This window comes from Achromobacter animicus, assembly GCF_902859585.1.
GTDB lineage: Bacteria > Pseudomonadota > Gammaproteobacteria > Burkholderiales > Burkholderiaceae_B > Achromobacter > Achromobacter animicus.
This window is the reverse complement of sequence record NZ_CADIJM010000028.1, coordinates 1-23,077: the sequence shown is the minus strand read 5'-3', so window position 1 is coordinate 23,077 and position 23,077 is coordinate 1. Positions and strand designations below refer to the sequence as shown.

Below are 23,077 nucleotides of genomic sequence, written 5' to 3'. Positions count from 1 at the left end.
GCCCGTCGCCGCCGCCGCGCCTGCCGCTGCGCCGGCCGCGCCCGCTGCCCCGGTCATTCAAGGCCACGTCGTGAAGGCCCCGATGGTCGGCACGTTCTACCGTTCGCCGAACCCGGGCGCCGCCCCGTTCATCGACGTGGGCGCCACCGTCAAGGAAGGCGACCCGCTGTGCATCATTGAAGCCATGAAGCTGCTCAATGAAATCGAAGCCGACAAGGCCGGCGTCATCAAAGAAATCCTGGTCGAAAACGGTGAGCCCGTCGAGTACGGTCAACCCCTGTTCGTCATTGGCTGATAGCTGAACATGTTCGAAAAAATCCTGATCGCCAATCGGGGCGAAATCGCCCTGCGCATTCAGCGCGCCTGCCGCGAGCTGGGCATCAAGACCGTCGTCGTGCACTCCGAGGCCGACCGCGAAGCCAAGTACGTGCGCCTTGCCGATGAATCCGTGTGCATCGGGCCCGCGCCGTCGCGTGAAAGCTACCTGAACATGCCGGCCATCATCTCGGCCGCCGAAGTCACGGATTCCGAGGCAATCCACCCGGGTTACGGGTTCTTGTCCGAAAATGCCGACTTCGCCGATCGCGTCGAGAAGAGCGGTTTCGTGTTCATCGGCCCCCGCCCGGACACGATCCGCCTGATGGGCGACAAGGTCAGCGCCAAGCGCGCCATGATCGAAGCCGGCGTGCCGGTGGTGCCGGGCTCGGAAGGCGCGTTGCCCGACGATCCGCAGGAAATCCTGCGCACGGCGCGCGAAGTCGGCTATCCGGTCATCATCAAGGCAGCAGGCGGCGGCGGTGGCCGCGGCATGCGCGTGGTGTACACCGAGGCCGCGCTGCTCAATGCCGTCACGATGACGCGTTCCGAAGCAGGCGCCGCGTTCAACAACCCGGAAGTCTATATGGAGAAGTTCCTCGAGAACCCGCGCCATATCGAAATCCAGGTGCTGGCCGACGGCGGCCGCAACGCGGTCTGGCTGGGCGAGCGCGATTGCTCCATGCAGCGCCGCCACCAGAAGGTCATCGAGGAAGCGCCGGCGCCCGGCATTGCCCGCCGCCTGATCGAGCGCATTGGCGACCGCTGTGCCGACGCCTGCCGCAAGATGGGCTATCGCGGCGCCGGCACGTTCGAGTTCCTGTACGAAAACGGCGAGTTCTATTTCATCGAAATGAACACCCGCATCCAGGTCGAACACCCGGTCACCGAGCTGATCACCGGCATCGATCTGGTGCAGCAGCAGATCCTGATCGCCGCCGGCGAGAAGTTCACGCTGCGTCAGCGTGACATCACGTTCAGCGGCCATGCGATCGAATGCCGCATCAACGCCGAAGATCCGTTCCGTTTCGTGCCCAGCCCGGGCCGCATCACGAACTGGCATACGCCGGGCGGTCCTGGCGTGCGTATCGACTCGCACGCGTTCAATGGTTACTTCGTGCCGCCCAACTACGATTCGATGATCGCCAAGGTCATCACGTACGGCGACACGCGTGACCAGGCGCTGGCGCGCATGCGCATCGCGCTGTCGGAAATGGTGGTGGAAGGCATTTCCACCAACATCCCGCTGCACCGCGAAATGCTGCAGGACGCCCGCTTCATCGAAGGCGGCACCAGCATCCATTATCTGGAACACAAGTTGGCGCAGCGTCCCTGACCGACTCTGGGGCCTCACGGCCCCTTTTGCGTTTTACCTTGTTGATGTTTTAAGGTTGATCGGGCCGCGGCGGATGCCGCGGCCCGTTGACCAGATGGAAGAGAAAAATCATGCGTGAACTCGTGCTCCATTGCTCGGAGACGCAGGCCGAAGCCCTGTCGGACGCCTTGCTCGAAGCCGGCGTGCTGTCGGTCTCCGTCGAAGATGCCGACTTCGGCACCGAAGTCGAGCGCCCGTTGTTCGGCGAGCCCGGCACCGAGCCCGACGTCCAGGCATGGGACCGCAATCTCGTCGTCGCCTTGCTGCCCGACGGCGCCGATCCCGCGCAGATCATGGAAGAAGCCGCCCAAACCGGGGAGCTCGATGCATCGGTGTTCGACGGCTGGAGCCTGCGCGACGTGCCGGACGCCGACTGGGTGCGCCTGACGCAATCGCAGTTCGGCCCGATCCACATCGCCGAACGTCTCTGGATCGTGCCCAGCTGGCACCGCGACAATCCCGATGTGCCCGGCCTGGACACGGCCTTGCCCGACCAGGACGGCGCCATTCATATCGAACTCGACCCGGGCCTGGCGTTCGGCACCGGCAGCCACCCGACGACACACCTGTGCCTGGCGTGGCTCGAAGCCGAGCTTCCCGCCGGCGCGACCCTGCTGGACTACGGCTGCGGATCCGGCATCCTGGCCATCGCGGCGCGCAAGCTGGGCGCCGGCCCCACGCAGGCGGTCGATATCGACGCGCAGGCGGTGCAGAGCACGGTGTTCAACGCCGAGGTCAACAAGGTCGAGCTGCAGGCCATGCTGCCCGACGGACTGGCGGACGGCACGTTCGAAGTCGTGGTCGCCAACATTCTGTCCAACCCCCTGAAGGTGCTGGCCCCCATGCTGGCCGGCCGCGTTGCCGCGGGTGGCCACCTGGTGTTGTCGGGCGTGCTGGAACGGCAGGCCGAGGAGGTCGCGGCCGCCTATGCGCCCTGGCTGGCCATGTCGGTCTGGCGTGCGCGCGACGGCTGGGTCTGCCTGCACGGCAAGAAGTCCTGAGTCCCGGCAGCAGGAGCACGCCTCATGGCTCTGACCACCCGCTGCCCGCAGTGCGGCACCTCGTTCAAGGTGGTGCCTGATCAGCTTCGGGTCCGCAATGGCCTGGTGCGTTGCGGCGCCTGCTCGACCGTTTTCGATGGCCGTGCGTGCCTGGTGTCCGCGCCGGGTGCGCCTGTCGCGATCACCCCGCCGGCCGCGGCGCCGCTGCCATCGTCCGCCGCGGCCGTGGCCGCGCCCGTGCTCGCCGCGCCCGAGCCGCATCCGCCCGCCGCACCGTTTCCGGAACCGGCCTTTACGCCGGTGTCGACACCGGCCCCGGCGCCTGCACCGGCCCTCACCCCGGTGCGTCCGGCGGCGGTTCCGCCGCATGTGCCGCCGCATGTGCCGCCGCCCGCCATCGTGCCGCCCCGCGCAACGCCCGCCGTGCCGGTTGAGCCGCGTGTGATTCTGCCCTGGGAAGACGAGCCCGAGGCGCCGCCCGCGCCTTCGATTCCGACGGCGCCTTCGATTCCGCCCGCCGTGCTGCGCGGCCGCGACGACATCCGCAAGCGCGCCGAGCCGGAAGCGGCCATGCCGGAGGACCACGCCGACGACGACCTCGACGATGACGGCGAACCATTCCTGCGCGAGCCGGAGCCCCGCACCGCGCCCGCGCCGCGGCCCCCCGTGTTTCGCAACGAACCGATCGTCGCCAGCCGGTCCGGCGAGCCAACGCTGGACTGGCGCGCCGGGCAGCCGCGCAGCGACGTGCGCAGTGATCCGCGCCATGATGTTCGCCACGACCCGCGCCAAGGCCCCCGCCAAGATCCTCGCCACGACATCGCCGACGACTTTCGCGACCAGCATCGCGACGATGTCCGCGACATCGAGCGCGACGACGAGTACGACGACGAAGACGACCTCGATCACGCCGCCCACGAACCGGTGCTGGGCGACACGCGCACGCGTTATTCCAGCGCCACCGACGTGGGCCGTGCGCCGCCCGAGTTCCTGGACCAGGACCGGATCGAGCGCAGCGGCCTGGTGCGCAAGCTGTGGGCCTACGCCTGCCTCATCGGCCTGATCGTGCTTGCCCTGCAACTGCTCTACGCATACCGCACCGATATCGCCAATTCCGTGCCGGCGCTGCGGCCGGTCCTGGAGGCCGTCTGCAAGCCGCTGGACTGCACGGTCGGCTACGCGCGCCGCCGCGATCTCATCAGCATTTCATCGTCGTCGTTGCAGCCGCCCAAGGGCGCCGCCGCCATCGATGACGGCCGCACCCGCCTGGTGCTGACCGTGATGCTGCACAACCGCTACGACAAGCCGCAGCATTGGCCGGCGCTGGTGCTTGAACTGAACGACCTGTCGGATACGGTGGTCGTGCGCAAGGTGCTGATGCCCGAGAATTACCTCACGCCCGAGCAGTTGAAGGGGCCGTTCGGTCCCCAGGGTGCATTGAAGATTTCAGTCCCCATTGAAGTGACCGGCGTTCAGGTCAATGGCTACCAACTCGACAAGTTTTTCCCGTAAAGGATGACAAGCATGGCAACTCCTGTTCTGGTCTGCGGTTCGATGGCATTCGACACCATCGCGGTGTTCGAAGGCCGCTTCAAGGAGCACATTCTTGCCGACCGCATCCAGTCGCTGAGCGTGTCGTTCCTGGTGCCCAGCATGCGCAAGGAATTTGGCGGCTGCTCGGGCAACATCGCCTACAACATGAACCTGCTGGGCGGCGCGCCGGTGCCGGTGGCCACCATCGGTGAAGACGCCGGCGAATACATGCAGCGGCTGTCGGGCCTGGGCATCGACGTCAGCCGCGTCAAGGTCATTCCGGACACGTTCACCGCACAGTGCTTCATCACGACCGACCTGGACGACAACCAGATCACTGCCTTCCATCCGGGCGCCATGTCGTTTGCCGCGCAAAACGACCTGAGCGACGCCGACGCCGCCTGGGCGATCGTTGCGCCGGACGCGAAGGAAGGCATGTTTGCCCACGCCGAACGCCTGCACAAGCGCGGCATCCCCTTCATCTTCGACCTGGGCCAGGCCATGCCGCTGTTTGACGGCGCCGACCTCGAGCGCATGCTCAAGCTGGCGCAGGCCCTCACGGTCAACGACTACGAAGCCGGCGTGGTCGAGCAGCGCACCGGCCGCAGCGTCGCGGACATTGCGCGCACGCTGCAGGCGGTGGTCGTGACGCGTGGCGCCGAAGGCGCCACCCTGCACACCGAAGGCAAGACCATCCAGATCGAACCCGTGCGCGCCTCGCAGGTGGTGGATCCCACCGGCTGCGGCGACGCGCAGCGCGGTGGTCTGCTGTATGGCCTGACCAGCGGCTGGAGCTGGGAAGACAGCTGCCGCCTGGGCAATGTCATGGGCGCCATCAAGATCGCTTCGCGCGGCCCGCAAAACCATGTGCCGACGCGTGCCGAGATCGACGCCGTGCTGCACGCCACCTACGGCATCCATCTGCCTGCCTGATCGGCCAGGACTCCCCGGGAACCGACACCTCGCACACAGGTCGAACGTCAGCGCATATTCAATGGCAACGGGCTGTAGCCCGTTGTTTCGCGCCTGAGTTTGCAGCTTCTGGCGGAGCGTTTCAGTCTGTTGCGGGTGCGCTTGCCGGGCGTTGCGGGCGGAGTATCATCAGTCACCGTCGGTCGTGCCCGAATGAGGAGTCCAAATGAATCATATAAAGTCTTTTTCCCTGGTGACGCCGCGTACCGGCCGTTGGCTGGCTGTCGCGGCTGTGGTGACGTCGATGGCAGTGCTTGGCGGTTGCGCAAACCCCAGCGCCTCCAGCGGCGTGTATAGCTACGATCAAGCGCAGCGTGAACAGATCGTCCGTAACGGAACGGTCACCGGCGTGCGTCCGATCGTCATCCAGAACGACAAGTCCAGCGGCGTCGGCATGGTGGCCGGCGGTGCGTTGGGCGGCGTGGCCGGCAACGCAATCGGTGGCGGCACGGGCCGCACCATCGCCACGGTCGGCGGCGTCATCCTTGGCGCGCTGGCGGGCAACGCCGTCGAAAACCGCGCACAGAAGAACTCCGGCCTGGAGATCACGGTGCGCCTGGATAACGGCGAGACCCGCGTGGTCGCCCAGGAAGCCGACGTGCCCATCAGCGTGGGCCAGCGCGTCCAGGTGATCAGCGGCGCCGGTCCGACCCGCGTCACGCCGATGTGATCGGCCCAGCCCGCAAACAAGAAGCCCGCGCAAGCGGGCTTTTTTGTCGCTCGCTCGCAACGCAGCCCCCCGGGATTTACCCGCGAACGTTACCTTTCCAAGCGTTTTCTCGCCATTTCCTCCATAAGTTTCATGGCGATTCGACGGCCGAAGTGCAATGATTGCGACGGCGCGGCAGTCCGGATTTAATGTAACCACGTGCTTCCGGAAGCCCCGCTTGCTGGCTGGAATTTTTCAGTTTGGTTTCAGCTGTTTTCTGTATCCTCGTCGCCTGAATCCCGGGGCGGGGGATGGTTTGCCGAACAGGCAACGTTACGCTGCAATACCTATGCATACCGAGCAAGAACTCCACACCAAGATCGGCGAGATCGTCGAGTCGATCGTCATGAAGAAAGTCACCCCCGACACGCAACTGATTGCCACCGGCCTGGTCGATTCGCTCGCCGCCGTGGACATCACGCTGGCGGTCGAGTCCGAGTACGGCTGCAGTATCCCGGCTCCCGAAATCGCAGAGCACCTTCAGTCGGTCCGCGTGCTTGCCGGCTATGTCGCTGCCCATACTTCGTAATACCCGGTTCCTGTCGCACGTCGCGGCGGCAGCGACGGCGGTGGCGTTGGCGGTAGGGGCGTATTGCGGGGCGGACGATCTGCTCAGCCGCGTCGTCAATCCGTCGTCATCGCCCTCGGCCATCGCGGCCGACAAGAGCAACTATCTGCCCAACCTCGGGCCGGACTGGGGCACCCAGCACGTCAACCTGAACCGTCTGGGCAACGCGCTCAGCGACGGCACGCTGGTGGTGCTGGGCTCTTCCGAGCTGTCCAGCCACGACCTGCGCTTCGTTCCCTACCGCTTCTTTCCCGAAGAGCTGAAGGTGCCGACGCTCGCGTACGGCCACGCGATGTTCCAGTCGTATGGCATCGTCAGCGTGCTGGAATCGGTATCTGATTCGCTCACGCCCAACACGCGCCTGGTCATCATGCTGTCGCCGGCCTGGTTCGCGTCGGGCGGGCAGCTGCCGCGCAGCGCGTTTGCCGAGCACGTCACGGGACCGGTCTGGGACCGGTTGTGGGACCAGCCCAGTACGCGCGAGCAGATGCAGAACTGGATCAGCGACAACGCGAACTGGGGGTTGCTGTGGCTCATCGCCAATGGTCAGGTGTCCGAGCTGAAAGACAAGCTGGCGCTGTGGTGGCATGCCCGCCAGGAGCCGGCGCCGGACAAGCCGCGCACCAAGCTGTCCGTGCCCGCGCACCGCTACGTGTCCTGGCCGATGTCCGCCCGCCTGAATGCCGGACAGTGGTCGCGGATCACGCACGAAGCGCGCGTCGTCGAACACAACCTGGGCGGCAACAACCCCTACGATGTGCGCGACGACTACTACCAGCAGTACCTCGCGCCGCTGTACTCGCCCGCGCGCAATGAATTCGCGGACGTCGATCCCATCACCCGCACCGAGCTGGGCGACCTCTCACGCGTGATGGCGCTGCTGCAAAAGCGCAAGGTCAAGGCGTACTTCGTCATCCAGCCGTTCAACCCCAAGCTCATCCTGGACGTCGAACGGTTCGACCCCGTGGTGGCCGCCATCACCGGCATGTGCACGCGCTATCAGATGGGGTGCCTCGATCTTTACAGCATTCCTTTCGAGCCGGGCATGCTGCGCGATGACATGCACCTGGCCGAACTTGGCTGGGCCATGGCCGATCAAGGCATTGCGGAGTATTTTTCCCGATGAAACTCTTTCGTAAAGACGAAGCCCGTAATGCGGGCGTGGCCTGGGCGCGCCGCTTCTTCTGGCACCTGTGCCTGTACGTGGGCGTCATCCTCGTGTTCGTGCTGCAGGCGCAGCCCACGACGGGCAGCGGTGGACCGATCAAGGTCGAATTCCAATACCAGCAGTTCTGAGCGCACCATGGAACTCTTCGCAAGCTTGAGCTTCTTCGGCGGCGCCCTGTTCGGCGGCCTCGGCCTGGTCGCCTACCGGTCGTCCGGCATGCCGCTGCGCATTGGCTATCGCCACATCATCGGCGTCATCTGCCTGGGCGTCTGGATGGCGGTGTTCTGGGCGCGGCCGTACCAGCCCATCGCGCTCTTCGCCATCTCCGGCGCGGCGCTGTGGGCCATGCGCCGCAACTACATCCCGACCTGGCTGGCGGTGATCATCACGATGACGCCGTTGCTGCTGGTCAAGACCGGCGTATCGCACCTGGGTGCCATGCTCGGGTTGTCCTTCGCCACCTTCCGCGCCATCGACGTGCTGCTGTTCGCGCCGCGCAACGAGCGCGTCTCGCCGCTGGATTACTTCATCTACCTGTTCTTCCCGCTGACGCTGTTGGCCGGTCCCATGTACCGCTGGCGCGCCTTCCAGGCCGATCTGAAGCGCGGCTACGAAGGCGTCAACCTGAACACCTGGCTGACCGGACTGGAACTCATCATGGTGGGCGTGATTCAGAAATTCGGCCTTGCCGAACTGATCTGGCGTTACGGGCTGGCCACGCTGGACGCGCACGACTATTCGTTCACGGGTGTGGCGCTGAATGCCTCGCTCTACAGCGCCTACCTGTTCTTCGATTTTGCCGGCTACTCGACCATGGCGATCGGGATCGGCATGCTGTTCGGTTTCACGCTGCCGATCAACTTCCGCAATCCGCTGGCCACGCTGAACCCGCAGGATTTCTGGCGGCGCTGGCACATCAGCCTGTCCGAATGGCTGCGCGATGTCGTGTTCATGCCGATTTACAAGGCGTTGAGCAAGACCAGCTTCTTCGGCCGCCATCGCCTTGCGGCGCAGAACATCGGCATCTTCGCGACGCTGCTGGCGATGGGCGTGTGGAACGGCCTGTCGCTGCACTACATCGTCAGCGGCCTGATGTTCGGCGCGTATTCAGTGGGCCACAACCTGCTGATCAACGCCGCGCGCACGCGGCCCGGTCTGCAGGCGCTGCTGGCCAAGCCCGTCATGCGCTTTCTGGGGCGCGTGCTCACCCTGATTCTGGCCGCGCTGGCGCTGTACGTGTTCAGCGGCCGCAGTCCCATCTGACGCCGGGAGCTTCGGCATGCGTTTCGACTTGAAGTCCTTCCAGTTCGCCGACGACGGCCGCGCGCCCGACGCGCTGGCCGTCGCCGCCGCCGACCGCAGCCTGACCTGGGCGCAGTTGCGCACCGAGGCCGAGGCCTGGGCCGACGCCGCCCGCCAGCACGGCGTGGCGCCCGACGTGCCGGTGGCCATCTACGGTCACAAGGAAGCCGCGTTCTTCGTCGCGATGGTCGGTGCGCTGCTCATCGGCGCGCCGTTCGTGCCGGTGGACACCATCTACCCTGCTGAGCGCCTGCGCCGCATCGTCGAGATCGTGCGCGCCGCCGCCGTCTTCGATGCCGCGGCCGGCACCTTCACGGCGGGCGAGGGCGAAGTGCTGCAAGAGCGTGGCCTGGCCTACGTGATGTTCACGTCGGGCAGCACGGGCGATCCGAAGGGCGTGCAGATCGGCCGCGAAAGCGTCGGCCTGCTCGGCGACTGGATGCTCGGCAGCTTTGGTCTGGGCGAGGCGCCCGTCTTCATGAACCAGGCGCCGTTCAGTTTCGACCTGTCGATGTACGAGGTCTTCGCCACGCTGGCGTCCGGCGGCAGCTGCGTGCTCAACGCGCGCGAACAGATCGCCGCGCCCGGCCCGTGGATGGAACGGCTGGCCGGCCACGGCATCACGGTGTGGGTGTCCACGCCGTCGTTCGCCCACCAGCAATTGGCCAACCGCGACTTCTCGCCCGTCACGCTGCCGACGCTGCGCACGTTCCTCTTCTGCGGCGAGCCGCTGCCGGCGGCGCTGGCCAAGAAGCTGCGCCAGCGTTTTCCCGACGCATCCATCCTGAACACCTACGGCCCGACCGAAGCCACGGTCGCCACCACCTGGATCGAAGTTACCGATGCGGTGCTGGCGGCGCACGATCCGCTGCCGGTCGGACACGCCAAGCCCGACAGCGTGCTGCTCGTGGACGAGGGCGAGATCTGCATCGTGGGAGACCACGTCATGCGCGGCTACCTGAACCGCGCCGACCTGAACGCGGCCAAGCTCTACACCTATGACGATGGCCGCCGCGCGTTCCGCACGGGGGACCTGGGTCTGATGGAAGAGGGCGGGCTGCTGTTTTGCCGCGGCAGGATGGACGATCAGATCAAGCTGAACGGCTATCGTATCGAGCTGGCCGAGATCGACGAGGCTTTGCACGGCCTGCCGGGGGTGGAAGGAAGCGCCTGCGCGGTGCTGCGCCGTCCCGACGGCACCGCGGTGCGGTTGATCGGCTTCGTGACTGGGCTGGACGGTGCGGGGCAGGAGGCGTCGCTGCTTGCGCCGGAGACCTTGTCCGGCTGGAAGGAGCGGCTGGCCGAGCGCCTGCCGCCGTACATGGTGCCGTCAGAGCTGGTTGCCTGCCCGGCGCTGCCCATGTCGAACAACCACAAGATCGATCGCAAGAAGCTGATCGAGATCTACAGCGCCATACCGGTCTAGCGCAAGACGCCGCCGGCCGGATGGACCAGCGCCCCGCTGATGGGGCGCTGTGCAAAGCGATGGTGCGGCGGGCGATTACACGCCCATCATGCCGTAGCTCAGGCGAGCCAGGACCATCAAGAGGATCTGCGCGGCCACCAGCAGGATCAGCGGCGAGAAGTCGATCGAGGTGCGCGGCAGGATGCGGCGGATGGGATCGAGCAACGGCGCGGTCAGCGACTGCAGCAGCGGCATCATGGGCGCCATCGGGTTGACCCACGACAGCACGGCCTGGATCAGCGTCAACCAGACCACCAGATTCAGCGCCCACTTCGCGGTCATGATGAGCGCCGAGCCCATGGCGGCGGGCAGCAGTGCGGCGGGAATCAGCGCGCCGATGGCCACCAGCCACAGCAGCACCAGATAGACCAGCGCCGACAGCCATGCGCACACGAGGCTGGTCCAGTCGATCTTGTTGCCCGCGGGAATGATCTTGCGCAGCGGCATCACGAGCCAGTTGGTGGCGCCGTAGATCGCGCGCGCCAGCGGGTTGAAGGGATGCAGCCGTATCGCGTGCATCCAGGCGCGGGCAATCAGTGCCGCGCCAAACAGCGTGAACACGATTTCGAGAAGGAAGCGGAAGATTTCACCGAGCATGGACGCGATCACCCCAAAATAGAGGAGTCAATTGTCGCACGGCCAGACGTAAAAATTGCGTACGGTCCTAGTGCTTCAGGCCTAGTGCAAAGGGTCAGCCATTTGGATGGCATTGACGCAGGGACGACAAAAAAGCCGCCCGGTAAATACCAGGCGGCTCTGATGAAGCTAACGCTTCGGCGCGTCCGGATTAGGGACGGCCACCCGTCGGGAACGGCCACGACGCGGCGGGGTTCAGCGCGGTCTTCGCGCCCGGGGCAGCAGCCGTGGTGGGCGGCGTGGCGGGCTTCTTCGGAGCGGCTTTCTTCGCAGCGGGCTTCTTTGCGGCGACAGCCGGCTTGGAAGCGGGAGCCTTCTTGGCAGCGGGAGCCTTCTTGGCAGCCGGGGCCTTCTTGGCTACGGCCTTCTTGGCAACCGCTTTCTTGGCGGCCGGGGCCTTCTTGGCAGCAGCCTTCTTGGCTACGGCTTTCTTGGCGGCCGGGGCCTTCTTGGCGACAGCCTTCTTGGCGGCCGGGGCCTTCTTGGCTACAGCTTTCTTGGCAACCGCCTTCTTGGCGACAGCCTTCTTGGCTACGGCCTTCTTTGCGACGGCTTTCTTGGCAACGGCCTTCTTAGCAACGGCCTTCTTAGCAACGGCCTTCTTGGCGACAGCCTTCTTGGCGGCCGGAGCCTTCTTTGCTACGGCCTTCTTGGCGACTGCCTTCTTGGCAACGGCCTTCTTGGCGGCCGGCGCCTTCTTGGCGGCAACCTTCTTCACGGCCGGCTTCTTGGCGGCTGCGACTTTCTTCACTGCGACTTTCTTGACGGCAGCTTTCTTGGCCGGAGCGGCCTTCTTTGCTGCTGCCTTCTTGGCGGCGGGTTTTTTCACCGCTGCTTTCTTGACGGCTTTCTTGGCTGTTGCCATGGTCATGCTCCTTAGGTTCAGGGGTCCCAGAACTTAAACCCGTGCCCCGACCCGCCAATTGGCGGACCGTGCCCGGGCTATTCATCGGCGCATGCCGCTGTTCTGTGCGAGCAACAGCTACTACGGTTTGCGCTAATGAATTCGGCACAGCCATTTGATATGGCCCCCGCTCCTTTGGCGCGAGCCATTTCAAATGGCGCCGGCAGGCAGCCTGTCCACAGGCCGCCGACCGCTTGTTCTACGTGTTCGAAGACACCCTGACCAAGGAGATTGCCATCAAGCCTGTCGCGAACGCGACGCCCATCAACGAGAAGAGGGCGTGCCCGCGCCGGGCTCGATGGCGTACTGCGTTACTCCCAGCTCAGCGTGCCACCGGTTTGGTATTCGATCACGCGAGTTTCAAAAAAGTTGCGTTCCTTTTTAAGGTCGATCATTTCCGCCATCCACGGGAAGGGATTTTCTTCCTGGGGGTACAGAGGTTCGATACCGATCTGCTGGCAACGACGGTTGGCGATGAAGCGCAGGTAGGATTTGAACATGGGTGCGTTCAAGCCCAACACGCCGCGCGGCATCGTGTCTTCGGCGTAAGCGTATTCGAGTTCGACCGCTTTGCGGAAGAGTTCTCGAATTTCTTCGCGGAATTCCGGCGTCCAGAGATGCGGATTTTCCAGTTTGACGGTGTTGATCAGATCGATGCCAAAGTTGCAGTGCATGGATTCATCGCGAAGGATGTACATGTACTGCTCGGCAGCGCCGGTCATCTTGTTCTGGCGGCCAAGCGCCAGGATCTGCGTGAAGCCAACGTAGAAGAACAGGCCTTCCATGAGGCAAGCGAAAACGATCAGCGACTTCAGCAGCGTCTGGTCGGCTTCGGGCGTGCCCGTCTTGAAGTTGGGATCAGCGATCGCGTCGATGAACGGGATCAGGAACTCGTCTTTTGCCCGGATGGACGGCACTTCGTTATAAGCGTTGAAGATCTCGGCTTCGTCCAGATCCAGGCTTTCGACGATGTATTGATAGGCGTGCGTGTGGATGGCTTCTTCGAAGGCCTGGCGCAGCAGGAACTGGCGGCATTCGGGAGCCGTGATGTGGCGGTAGGTGCCCAGCACGATGTTGTTGGCGGCCAGCGAGTCGGCGGTCACGAAGAAGCCGAGGTTGCGCTTGACGATGCGGCGCTCGTCCTCGGTGAGCCCGTTCGGGTTCTTCCAGAGGGCGATGTCGCGCGACATGTTGATCTCTTGCGGCATCCAATGGTTGGCGCAAGTGGCCAGGTACTTTTCCCACGCCCACTTGTACTTGAAAGGCACAAGCTGGTTGACGTCGGTCTGGCCATTGATGATGCGCTTGTCGGCAACCTTCACGCGCTGCGAGGTGGCCGAGCCGCTGGCGGCCAGGCCGGCAGCGTGTTCAGGCGCGGCCGGCGTGGGCATGGCGGTGTCGCCGAAAACACCCGTCGCCGCCCGGACTTCCGGGGCAGCCTGACCGCCCGCCGCGGGCGCGGCAGGTTGTGCAGGTTGCGTGGCGGTGGTGTCGTCGTCCCAATTAATCATGATTCATTCTCCGGAGGCGGTTATTGGCAGGCTTCGCACTCTTCGAAGCCGGGGTCGCCCGGCCGCATGGTGCAAACCGCCCCGAGAACTTCGGGTTCCGGCAAAACAGGTGCTGCGGCAACGGCGGAAGCAGTGGACGGATTGCCTGCACTGACGGCGTTCAGTTCGCCGCCGCGTCCGGTGGACTTCTCGGCGCTGGTGGCGCCAAGGGTGCGCAGGTAGTACGTGGTCTTCAGGCCACGCGTCCATGCCAGCTTGTAGGTGTCGTCCAGTTTCTTGCCCGATGCGCCAGCCATGTAGATGTTCAGCGACTGGGCTTGATCGATCCACTTCTGACGGCGCGACGCGCATTCAACCAGCCAGCTCGGTTCGACTTCGAACGCGGTGGCGTAGAGTTCGCGGAGTTCGGACGGAACGCGATCGATGCGGGACAGGCTGCCGTCGAAGTACTTGAGGTCGGCGACCATGACTTCGTCCCAGAGACCGAGTTTCTTCAGGTCACGCACGAGGTAATCGTTAACGACCGTGAACTCGCCGGAGAGATTCGATTTGACGTACAAGTTCTGGAAAGTGGGTTCGATGCACGCAGATACGCCAATGATATTGGAAATAGTGGCGGTTGGGGCGATTGCGATGCAATTGGAGTTGCGCATGCCGTGTTCTTTGATGCGCGTGCGCAACGTATCCCAATCGAGCGTGCTCGATTCATCAACCTCAACGTGACCACCACGTTCATCACGCAGCATCTTCAACGTGTCTTGCGGCAAGATGCCACGCGACCACAGCGAGCCTTCATACGATTGATAGCGGCCGCGTTCTTCAGCGAGCAGGCTCGACGCGAAGTACGCGTGATAGCACACCGCTTCCATCGAACGGTCCGCGAATTCAACAGCGGCTTGCGATGCGTACGGCACGCGCATCATCTGCAGGCAATCCTGGAAGCCCATGATGCCCATGCCCACCGGACGATGGCGCGCGTTGGAATTGCGGGCCTTGTCGACGGCGTAATAGTTGATGTCGATCACGTTGTCGAGCATGCGCATGGCGATGCTGACCGTGCGCTTGATCTTGTCGTGGTCCAGTTCGAAACCGCCGCCGGCAGCCGGCTTCATGTGTGCGACCAGGTTCACGGAACCCAGATTGCAAACCGCGATTTCGGATTCGTTGGTGTTCAGCGTGATCTCGGTGCACAGGTTCGAGCTGTGGACGACGCCCACGTGCTGCTGCGGCGAACGGATGTTGCACGGATCCTTGAACGTGATCCACGGGTGGCCGGTTTCGAACAGCATCGACAGCATCTTGCGCCACAGCGTCAGCGCGGGCATCTTCTTGAACAGCTTCAGTTCGCCGCTGGCGACGCGGGCTTCGTAGCCCACGTAGGCTTCTTCGAACGCGCGGCCGTACTTGTCGTGCAGGTCGGGGCAGTCGGACGGCGAGAACAGCGTCCACTCACCGCCTTCCATGACGCGCTTCATGAACAGGTCGGGAATCCAGTTCGCCGTGTTCATGTCGTGCGTGCGGCGGCGTTCGTCGCCGGTGTTCTTGCGCAGTTCCAGGAATTCTTCGATGTCCAGGTGCCACGTTTCGAGGTACGTGCAAACCGCACCCTTGCGCTTGCCGCCCTGGTTCACGGCGACGGCCGTGTCGTTCACGACCTTCAGGAACGGCACGACGCCCTGGCTTTCGCCGTTGGTGCCCTTGATGTGGCTGCGCAGCGCGCGGACCGGGGTCCAGTCGTTGCCCAGGCCGCCGGCGTACTTGGCCAGCAGCGCGTTTTCCTTGATGGCGTCGTAGATGCCTTCCAGGTCGTCCGAGACGGTGGTCAGGTAGCACGACGACAGCTGCGAGTGCAGCGTGCCCGAGTTGAACAGCGTGGGCGTGGAGCTCATGAAGTCGAACGAGGACAGGATCTCGTAGAACTCGATGGCGCGCGTTTCGCGGTCGGTCTCGCGCAGCGCCAGGCCCATGGCCACGCGCATGAAGAAGACCTGCGGCAGTTCGATGCGGGTGCCGCGGATGTGCAGGAAGTAGCGGTCGTACAGGGTCTGCAGGCCGAGGTAGCCGAACTGCAGGTCGCGCTTGGCGTTCAGCGCCTTGCCCAGCTTGGTCAGGTCATAGTTGGCCAGTTCGGGCGACAACAGGCCGCCTTCGATGCCGCGGGCAATGAACGTGGGGAAGTATTCGGCGTAACGCGCGCCCATGCCGTCTTGCGAGACTTCCTCGCCCAGCACTTCCTTGCGGATCGTGTGCAGCAGCAGACGGGCGGTGACCTGGCTGTAGGCCGGATCCTTTTCGACCAGCGCGCGCGCGGACAGGATGGCGGACTTGAAGACTTCGTCGACGGGAATGCCGTCGTACAGGTTCTTGACCGTTTCCTTCAGGATGGCTTCGGCGTCGATGAATTCAGACAGGCCTTCGCCGGCGGCGACGATGGTCGCGCGCAGTTCGGCGACGTCCAGCGGACGGCGCACGCCGCCGTCGGTGACGTTCAGCACGTGTTCCTGCGGCGCGGCGGCGGCCTTCTGCTGGCCTTCGGCGGCAGCAGCGGCGGCGCGTTCCTGCGTGCGCTTTTCGCGGTACAGGACATAGGCGCGCGCGACGTCATGCTCGCCAGAGCGCATCAGCGCCAGTTCGACCTGGTCCTGGATGTCTTCAATATGGAAGGTGCCGCCGTTGGGGCGGTTGCGAACCAGCGCGTTGACGGCTTGGCCGGTCAGCGTTTCGACGAGTTCGCGCACACGGGCGGATGCGGCGCCTTGGCCGCCATTGACGGCCAGGAAGGCCTTGGTCATGGCGATGGCAATCTTGCTGGGCTCAAAGCCAACCACCGAGCCATTGCGGCGGATGATGTTGTAGCTGGCCCATTTGCCGCTATTGGCGTCGGCGGGGGAGTCGGTTTGGGAGGGCGGCACGGCCGAAGGCCGGGTCACAGAGGCGATCGTAGTCTGCATGGAAGCTCCTGTGCGTAAAAGCGCGTAGATAACGGCATGACGGCGTCATGTCGGGTCAAAATTGGATCTTGTAATGGGGGTCGCAACGTCCGGACAGGCTAGTCCGTAAGGCGTGGCCGGCGGGAATCCGCGCTTGGGCGACCACAAGATGTAGTGTAGCACCCCTCGTTGGCCACTAATTCTAGTGATCGAGGTTTACAGGGACAAGAAGAAGATAAGACGAATCCCACAAAAGATTGTAACCAAATGCACTAGGCGCGCCCCGTAAGGCGCGCCCAGGTCAGTGACCACTCAGACCGGCTGTTTATGCGGTTTTCCGCAAGGGGACGGCGTGTGAGGCCGGTGCTGTATAGCTCTGCATGAGTCGAGCCAGATCGGTCCGATACTTGTCGACATTCGCGGCCTTCACGTGGCCGAAACCGCGAATGTTTTCTGCCAGGGCGGCGATTGTAGCCGCTTGCGCGAGGTTGTCCGAGGTCAACCCTGCAACGAGCTGGTCTATGGTCTGGCGGTACTCCTTCACCAGCGCCCGTTCCATCTTGCGCTCAGCCGTGTGACCGAACGGATCGAACCAGGTCCCGCGCAGGCCCTTCAGACGCGTCAGCAATTTCAGTGCCGACATCGTGCGCGGACCGAGCGTCATCTTGCGCGGCACGCCGGTGCGCGGATCCTTGCGCGCGAAGATCGGCGGGGCCATGTGAAAGCGCAGGCTGTACTCGCCTTCGAACTGACCCTCCAGCTGCGCCTTGAACGCGTCGCCGGTATAGAGGCGCGCTACTTCGTATTCGTCCTTGTAGGCCATGAGCTTGTACAGGCCGCGCGCCACCGCCATCGCCAGGCGCGGCGACTTGGCATCCGGCGCCAGCTCCCGCTCGCGTGCCGCGACGGCGTCGACGACCTGCTGGTAGGTGCGGGCATACGCGGCGTCCTGATAAGCCGTCAGGTCTTCGACACGGCGCGCCACGGCGCGGTCGAACGTTTCGGGGACGTGAAGCTGCACGACCTGGGCCCGGGGACGCAAGGCGCCTTGCAGCGCGTCAGGTTGATGCGCCGCGAGCCGGCCGTTGTCGAAGGCGGCGCGATTGGCCGCGACCGCCACGCCGTTCAGTTCGATCGCGCGGTAGATGGCGGCCTGCGACAGCGGCACGCCGCCGCGTTGCCAGGCATAGCCCAGCATGAACATGTTCGACAGGATGCTGTCGCCGAAGAGCGCGAGGGCGGCTTCGTGCGCGTCGATCGCCGCGGTGTGCGTGTCGCCGGCCGCGTGGCGGATCTTGGCGAGCAGCGCTTCGGGGCGCATCGCGGCGTCGGGATTGCGCGTGAAGTCGGAGACCGGCGCCACGTAGGTGTTCACCGTGACCTTGGTGTGGCCGAGGCGCAGGGCGCCCAGCGAATCGGGCGCAACGGCGGCGACCGGATCGCACAGGATGGCCGCGTCGGCCTGCTGCCAGTCCAGGCGCACGGGGCCGGCGGTTGCGCCGGCGGGGGCTAGACGGATGTGGCTGACGACGGTGCCGCCTTTCTGCGCCAGCCCGGTCAGGTCCAGCACTGCTGCGGACAGGCCTTCCAGATGCGCGGCCATCGACACGATGGCGCCGATGGTGATGACGCCCGTGCCGCCCATGCCGGCGACCAGCAGGCGATAGGGATGCTCCAGCGCGTGGATGTCGGGCAGCGGCAAGCCGGCGATCAGGCCTTGCAGGCGTTCCTGGTCGGCCTTCGGCGCCGCGCTCTTTCTGGGCTTGCCGCCCATCACGGACACGAAGCTGGGGCAGAAGCCCTCCGCGCAGGAATAGTCCTTGTTGCAGCTGGATTGATCGATCGCACGCTTGCGGCCATAAGGCGTTTCCAGCGGAACGACCGACAGGCAGTTCGACTTCACGCCGCAGTCGCCGCAGCCTTCGCACACCGCGCTGTTGATCAGCATGCGGCGCGCCGGATCCGGGAACTGGTTCTTCTTGCGGCGGCGGCGCTTTTCGGCGGCGCAGGTCTGGTCATGGATCAGCACGGTCACGCCGGGAATTTCGCGCAGTTCGCGCTGCAGCGCGTCCAGCTCGCGGCGGTGGTGGACCTTGATGCCGGGGCCCAGGTCCACGCCCTGGTACTTCTCGGGCTCGTCCGTGGTGACCACGATGCGCGCCACGTTCTCGCCGCGCAACTGCTGGCAGATCTGCGGGACCGAGATGGGGCCATCGACCGGCTGCCCGCCCGTCATCGCCACGGCATCGTTGAATAGGATCTTGTAGGTGATGTTGGCGCGCGCCGCGACGGCCTGGCGGATGGCCAGGTAACCCGAGTGGTAGTACGTGCCTTCGCCCATGTTCTGGAAGATGTGCGGCATCTTCGTGTAGCGGGACAGGCCGATCCAATCGACGCCTTCGCCGCCCATCTGCGTCAGGCCACCCGTGTCGCGGTCCATCCATGCAGCCATGTAGTGGCAGCCCACGCCGGACAGCGCCTGGCTGCCCTCGGGCACCTTGGTCGACGTGCTGTGCGGACAGCCCGAGCAGAAGTAGGGGCGGCGGCGCATCCCGTCCGCGTCGTTGGACAGCGGGGCCTGGCATTCGAATGCCGACAGGTCGCGATTCACCGGAAGTCCTGCGGCGCGCGACAGCCAGCCGGCCAGCGGCGCGGCCAGCAGCGACGGACGCAATTGGCCGGCCGACGTCACCATCGGCTCGCCGTCCAGACCCTTCTTGCCGACGACGGTGGGGCGCTCGGGCAGGTTGAACAGCATGTCCTTGATCTGGCTTTCGACCACCGCGCCTTTTTCTTCGACGACCAGGATGTGCGACAGGCCGCGTGCAAATTCGAGCAGACGGCCCTCGTCCATCGGCCAGGTGAGACCCGGCTTGTAGATGCGTACGGGCGCGTTCGCCGTCACCGTATCCACGCCCAGTCGCGCCAGCGCTTCCATGGTGTCCAGGTGCGCCTTGCCCACGGTGACGATGCCCACCGTTGCCTTGGGCGCCGGACAGGTCAGCTTGTCCAGGCTGTGGCGGCGCGCGAAGGCGGCGACCGCCTTCATGCGCTGGTTCATGCGCGTCTCGACTGCCAGGGACAGAAAGTCGCGGGCCGAATATTCAAGCGATCCGGACGGCATGTCCGGATCCGCGGGCATGTCGTAGGTCTGGATCGGGGCAGGGGTGAACGAGTGGCCGCTTTCGATGGTCTCGGACACCGCCTTGAAGGCGACCCAGGTGCCGGCATAACGCGACAGCGCCCAGCCCCACAGCGCGAAGGTCTCGTATTCGTCAATGGACGTCGGATGCACGATGGGCATCTGCCAGCCGATCAGCGAGGCCTCGCTGGCGTGCGGGATCGAGGAGGACACAGCGGTGTGGTCGTCGCCCACCACCACCAGCACGCCGCCGTTGCGCGAGGCGCCCGCGGCATTGCCATGATGCAGCGCGTCGCCGGCGCGATCCACGCCCGGGCCTTTGCCGTACCACATGGCAAACACGCCATCGACATTGCGGTCGTCGCGCACGCCGGCCTGCTGCGTCCCCATCACCGCGGTGGCGGCCATGTCTTCGTTGATGCCCGGCAGGAAGGTGATCTGGTTGGCGTCCAGCGCCTTCTGCGCCTTCCACATGGCCATGTCCACGCCGCCCAGCGGCGATCCGCGGTACCCCGACACGAAACCGGCCGTGTTCAGGCCGCGCTCGCGGTCCACCCGGCGCTGCGTGAGCATCATGCGCACCAGGGCCTGCGTGCCGGTCAGGAAGATGCGGCCGGACTCGCGTGTCAGGTTGTCGGCGAGCTGATACTCAAGGTCCAGCTCGGGTGCGGCGGCGGGGGTACCGTCCATAGTCAATGCTCCTCGTATTTGGCACCATGATAGGTTCGCGAGGGATCAGGTTTATTGCGTTTTTGGATCGTGCTATCCCTATAATTCGCAATGAACATTTCGTATTCCAAAAAAATCAGGAGACAAACGAATGGACAAGACCGATATCGGCATCCTCAAGGCCCTGCAGGAAGACGGCCGGGCCTCGGCGCAGCAGCTTTCCGAGAAGGTGGGGCTGTCCGCCGCGCCGGTGTGGCGGCGGGTGAAGGCGATGGAGGCGAGCGGGGTGATCCAGGGCTACAGCGCCCAGGTCGACCGCAGCAAGGTGGGGCTGGGCTGCATGTTTGCGCAGATCAGCCTGGAGCGGCACTCGGCCAACACCGTTGAACACTTCGAGCGGTCGGTGCGCGATGCGCCGGAAATCCTGGAGTGCTATGCGGTCACCGGAGATTCGGACTTCCTGTTGAAGATCCTGGTCGAAAGCCCCGAAGCCTATGACCGCTTCCTGCACCGGTTCCTCTTCAACATGCCGGGCATCCGGCAGACGCGCACCATCGTGGCGCTTCGCGAGATCAAGCACGAACAGCGGCTGCCGCTGTAGCCGCTTCGGGGCGCTCTATATATAGAGAGGCTCTGTCGCTTGAAACCAACGCATTTTTGCGGTTTCCGCGCGGATTCCGGGCGCGCTCGCGGCCGCACTGTTGCGCATTTGCACACGGCGCGGATCCTCGTTGATTCTTCCCTGGCGCCTATTTAGAGTGCGTGAAGTCCGCTGCGCCTGGGACGTGCCGGTGTGATCGGCGCGGCGCGTCGGCGGACGTCTTGAGGAAGTCATGAGCAGTGTGTTTTTGCGTACGGCAGGCGTTGCCTGCGCCCTCGTGATCCTGGCCGGTTGCGCCGCCAGGAAGCCCGCCGCCATCACCGAGGCCCAGCCTGCGGATCCGCCCAAGCCGGTGGCTTGCACGCCCGCCAAGGCTGGTGACCCGATGGTCGGCACCTGGTTGTCGAATTCGCGTCCGCGCGACGTGGCTGGCGACATGCAAGCGCTGATCGTGCTGTCGGCCGACGGCACAATGTCCTACGAATCCCTGCTCAAGATCGGCCGCAAGACGCGTCCCGCGCTGCGCGAGACGGGCTGCTGGAGCGTGGAGAACGGCGTCTACACGATGCGCACCACCAAGTCGGCCGGCGAGCCGGTGGACCCCACCGATCCGATCTATCTGAACCGCTACCGCGTCGAAAAGGTCGAGCAATCTAAGCTGTCGCTGCGTGAACTCAAGAGCGGCGGCATGCTGCTCACCGCGCGCCGCATGCCGTCGGGCTATCGCCTCGCCTACTGAGCGTTGCGCCGGGCGGACACTTCGCCCGGCGGTTTCGCCAAGCGGGCCGGGCTGCGGTAAGGTGCGGGCTTCGACTTTCGCCCCGCCGCCGGTTATCCATGCCCGCCCTGTCCTCCGAAGCACGCGCGATCGCGCTGCTGGCGCTGGCCGCCTTCGTCAGCGCCAGCGCTTTCCGAATCTGTGATCCCATGCTGCCGCAACTGGCGGCGGAATTCGGCACCACCACCGGGCAGGCCGCGCGCGCGGTCACGGCGTTTGCCGTGGCTTATGGCGTGCTGCAGATGTTCTTCGGTCCGGTGGGCGACCGTTACGGCAAATACCGCGTGGTCAGCGTCGCCACCGTGGCGTGCGCGCTGGGCAGCGCCGGCGCCGTCATGGCCGGATCGCTCGATATGCTGGTGTTCTGCCGCGCCTTGTCGGGCGCCGCTGGCGCGGGCATCGTGCCGCTGTCCATGGCCTGGATCGGCGACAACGTCCCCTATGAACGCCGGCAGGCGACGCTGGCGCGCTTTCTGACCGGCACCATCCTCGGCATGTCCGCCGGCCAGCTTGCGGGCGGCCTGTTCGCCGATACCGTCGGCTGGCGCTGGGCCTTTGCCGCGCTCGTGGCGGGCTATCTGATCGTGGGCGTGCTGCTGCATCTGGAAGTGCGTCGCCAGCGCGCGGCCGGCTTTGCGCAGGTCGATCCCGGTGCGCCACGGCAAGGTTTTATCGCGCAGGCGCGGCTGGTGCTCGGCACGCCATGGGCACGCGTGGTGCTGGCGACGGTGTTCATCGAAGGCTTGCTGGTGTTCGGCGCGCTGGCCTTTGCGCCGTCGTACCTGCATGAGCGATTCGATATCTCGCTGACGGCCGCGGGCGCGCTGGTGGCCGTGTACGCGGTGGGCGGGCTGATCTACACGGTCGTCGCGGGGCGCATCCTGAAGCGGCTCGGCGAGCGCGGCCTGGCTGTCGCGGGCGGACTGGTGCTGGGCGTGGCGTTCCTGTCGTACCTGTTGGGACCGGTGTGGATGTGGAGCCTGCTGGCAAGCGTCCTGGCGGGTTTTGGGTACTACCTGCTGCACGCGACGCTGCAGACGAACGCAACACAGATGGTGCCGTCGGCGCGTGGCACGGCGGTCGCGTGGTTCGCGTCGTGCCTGTTCATGGGGCAGGCGGCCGGCGTGGCGCTGGCGGGGGCGGTGGTGGACGAGATCGGACCGGGCGCGCTATTCGGCGGCTCGGCCGTGCTGTTGCCGCTGCTGGGGGCGTTCTTTGCCCGGGCGCTCAAGGCGAGGGCGGGGATGCAGCAGGGGTGAGGGCGTTGGCGTTACGCCAGATTGAAAACAGAAAGGGCCTTGTTCATCGTTGGATGAAAAGGCCCTTTCTTTATGCAGGTGTCAGACACCCTGCCGAGACCGTCGCGGGTTTGTGGCGTTATCTCTCAAGACATTATGGTCGCTCGTTAATCGGAAGGCGGCTCGTCTCCTGTATCGTGGATTGCGCTCTCCAGGAGAGCGCCGAGCCACATGCGGCGGGGCAAGCCAGCCGCAAACCG

General features: G+C 65.1%; 19 protein-coding genes. 14 read left to right on the top strand and 5 right to left on the bottom strand.

The annotated features are described in order from the left end of the window. From accB to HV681_RS27365, 11 genes are all read left to right on the top strand, one after another. Positions 1-295: acetyl-CoA carboxylase biotin carboxyl carrier protein (gene accB / locus HV681_RS27415; RefSeq protein ID WP_175126242.1), on the top strand; the 295-nt coding region annotated here is incomplete at its 5' end. 9 nt (positions 296-304) lie between these two features. Then, entirely contained in the window at positions 305-1,651 is a 1,347-nt protein-coding gene (gene accC / locus HV681_RS27410; RefSeq protein WP_175126241.1) for an acetyl-CoA carboxylase biotin carboxylase subunit, read from the top strand. A 110-nt stretch (positions 1,652-1,761) separates the two neighbouring features. Further along, positions 1,762-2,691, top strand: coding sequence for a 50S ribosomal protein L11 methyltransferase (gene prmA / locus HV681_RS27405; RefSeq protein WP_175126240.1), 930 nt, complete (start codon positions 1,762-1,764; stop codon positions 2,689-2,691). Positions 2,692-2,715: 24 nt separating this feature from the next. Next, on the top strand, positions 2,716-4,203 hold the full coding sequence (locus HV681_RS28210) for a DUF3426 domain-containing protein (RefSeq protein WP_175126239.1): 1,488 nt from the start codon (positions 2,716-2,718) through the stop codon (positions 4,201-4,203). 12 nt (positions 4,204-4,215) lie between these two features. Next, a complete protein-coding gene (locus tag HV681_RS27395; protein ID WP_175126238.1) occupies positions 4,216-5,157 on the top strand; it encodes a carbohydrate kinase family protein in 942 nt (313 codons plus the stop codon). A gap of 205 nt (positions 5,158-5,362) precedes the next feature. Next, positions 5,363-5,866, top strand: coding sequence for an outer membrane lipoprotein (locus HV681_RS27390; protein ID WP_175126237.1), 504 nt, complete (start codon positions 5,363-5,365; stop codon positions 5,864-5,866). 328 nt (positions 5,867-6,194) lie between these two features. Further along, the gene (locus tag HV681_RS27385) at positions 6,195-6,434 is read left to right on the top strand and encodes an acyl carrier protein (RefSeq protein WP_008159625.1); all 240 of its coding nucleotides are present in this window, start codon (positions 6,195-6,197) and stop codon (positions 6,432-6,434) included. Continuing rightward, positions 6,412-7,599, top strand: a complete 1,188-nt coding sequence (locus HV681_RS27380) for a D-alanyl-lipoteichoic acid biosynthesis protein DltD (protein WP_175126236.1) — start codon at positions 6,412-6,414, stop codon at positions 7,597-7,599. The genes HV681_RS27385 and HV681_RS27380 overlap by 23 nt, the downstream gene beginning before the upstream one ends. Further along, positions 7,596-7,769 (top strand): hypothetical protein, encoded by a 174-nt coding sequence (locus tag HV681_RS27375; protein ID WP_175126235.1) that lies wholly within the window; start codon positions 7,596-7,598, stop codon positions 7,767-7,769. Before HV681_RS27380 ends, HV681_RS27375 begins: the two co-directional genes overlap by 4 nt. 7 nt (positions 7,770-7,776) lie before the next feature. Then, positions 7,777-8,904, top strand: coding sequence for an MBOAT family O-acyltransferase (locus HV681_RS27370; RefSeq protein WP_175126234.1), 1,128 nt, complete (start codon positions 7,777-7,779; stop codon positions 8,902-8,904). 16 nt (positions 8,905-8,920) lie between these two features. Then, entirely contained in the window at positions 8,921-10,369 is a 1,449-nt protein-coding gene (locus HV681_RS27365) for a D-alanine--poly(phosphoribitol) ligase (protein WP_175126233.1), read from the top strand. Between the two features lie 75 nt (positions 10,370-10,444). Here HV681_RS27365 and HV681_RS27360 read toward each other — a convergent pair whose 3' ends face one another. From HV681_RS27360 to HV681_RS27340, 5 genes are all read right to left on the bottom strand, one after another. Next, a complete protein-coding gene (locus tag HV681_RS27360; protein WP_056566878.1) occupies positions 10,445-11,005 on the bottom strand; it encodes a YggT family protein in 561 nt (186 codons plus the stop codon). A 190-nt stretch (positions 11,006-11,195) separates the two neighbouring features. Further along, the gene (locus tag HV681_RS27355) at positions 11,196-11,909 is read right to left on the bottom strand and encodes a histone H1-like DNA-binding protein (protein WP_175126232.1); all 714 of its coding nucleotides are present in this window, start codon (positions 11,907-11,909) and stop codon (positions 11,196-11,198) included. A 350-nt stretch (positions 11,910-12,259) separates the two neighbouring features. After that, entirely contained in the window at positions 12,260-13,459 is a 1,200-nt protein-coding gene (locus HV681_RS27350) for a ribonucleotide-diphosphate reductase subunit beta (RefSeq protein WP_056564436.1), read from the bottom strand. A 20-nt stretch (positions 13,460-13,479) separates the two neighbouring features. Then, the gene (locus HV681_RS27345; protein ID WP_175126231.1) at positions 13,480-16,410 is read right to left on the bottom strand and encodes a ribonucleoside-diphosphate reductase subunit alpha; all 2,931 of its coding nucleotides are present in this window, start codon (positions 16,408-16,410) and stop codon (positions 13,480-13,482) included. Positions 16,411-16,714: 304 nt separating this feature from the next. After that, positions 16,715-20,221 (bottom strand): indolepyruvate ferredoxin oxidoreductase family protein, encoded by a 3,507-nt coding sequence (locus HV681_RS27340; RefSeq protein WP_175126230.1) that lies wholly within the window; start codon positions 20,219-20,221, stop codon positions 16,715-16,717. A gap of 130 nt (positions 20,222-20,351) precedes the next feature. Between HV681_RS27340 and HV681_RS27335 the strand changes: the two genes are divergently transcribed. The 3 genes from HV681_RS27335 to HV681_RS27325 all read left to right on the top strand — a co-directional run bounded on the left by HV681_RS27335 (position 20,352) and on the right by HV681_RS27325 (position 22,838). Then, positions 20,352-20,801 carry an Lrp/AsnC family transcriptional regulator gene (locus tag HV681_RS27335; protein WP_175126229.1) on the top strand — a complete coding sequence of 150 codons (450 nt, stop codon included), beginning with the start codon at positions 20,352-20,354 and terminating at the stop codon, positions 20,799-20,801. A 232-nt stretch (positions 20,802-21,033) separates the two neighbouring features. Beyond that, the gene (locus HV681_RS27330; protein WP_175126228.1) at positions 21,034-21,540 is read left to right on the top strand and encodes a hypothetical protein; all 507 of its coding nucleotides are present in this window, start codon (positions 21,034-21,036) and stop codon (positions 21,538-21,540) included. Between the two features lie 98 nt (positions 21,541-21,638). Further along, positions 21,639-22,838 carry an MFS transporter gene (locus tag HV681_RS27325; RefSeq protein ID WP_175126227.1) on the top strand — a complete coding sequence of 400 codons (1,200 nt, stop codon included), beginning with the start codon at positions 21,639-21,641 and terminating at the stop codon, positions 22,836-22,838. Positions 22,839-23,077 lie beyond the last annotated feature (239 nt).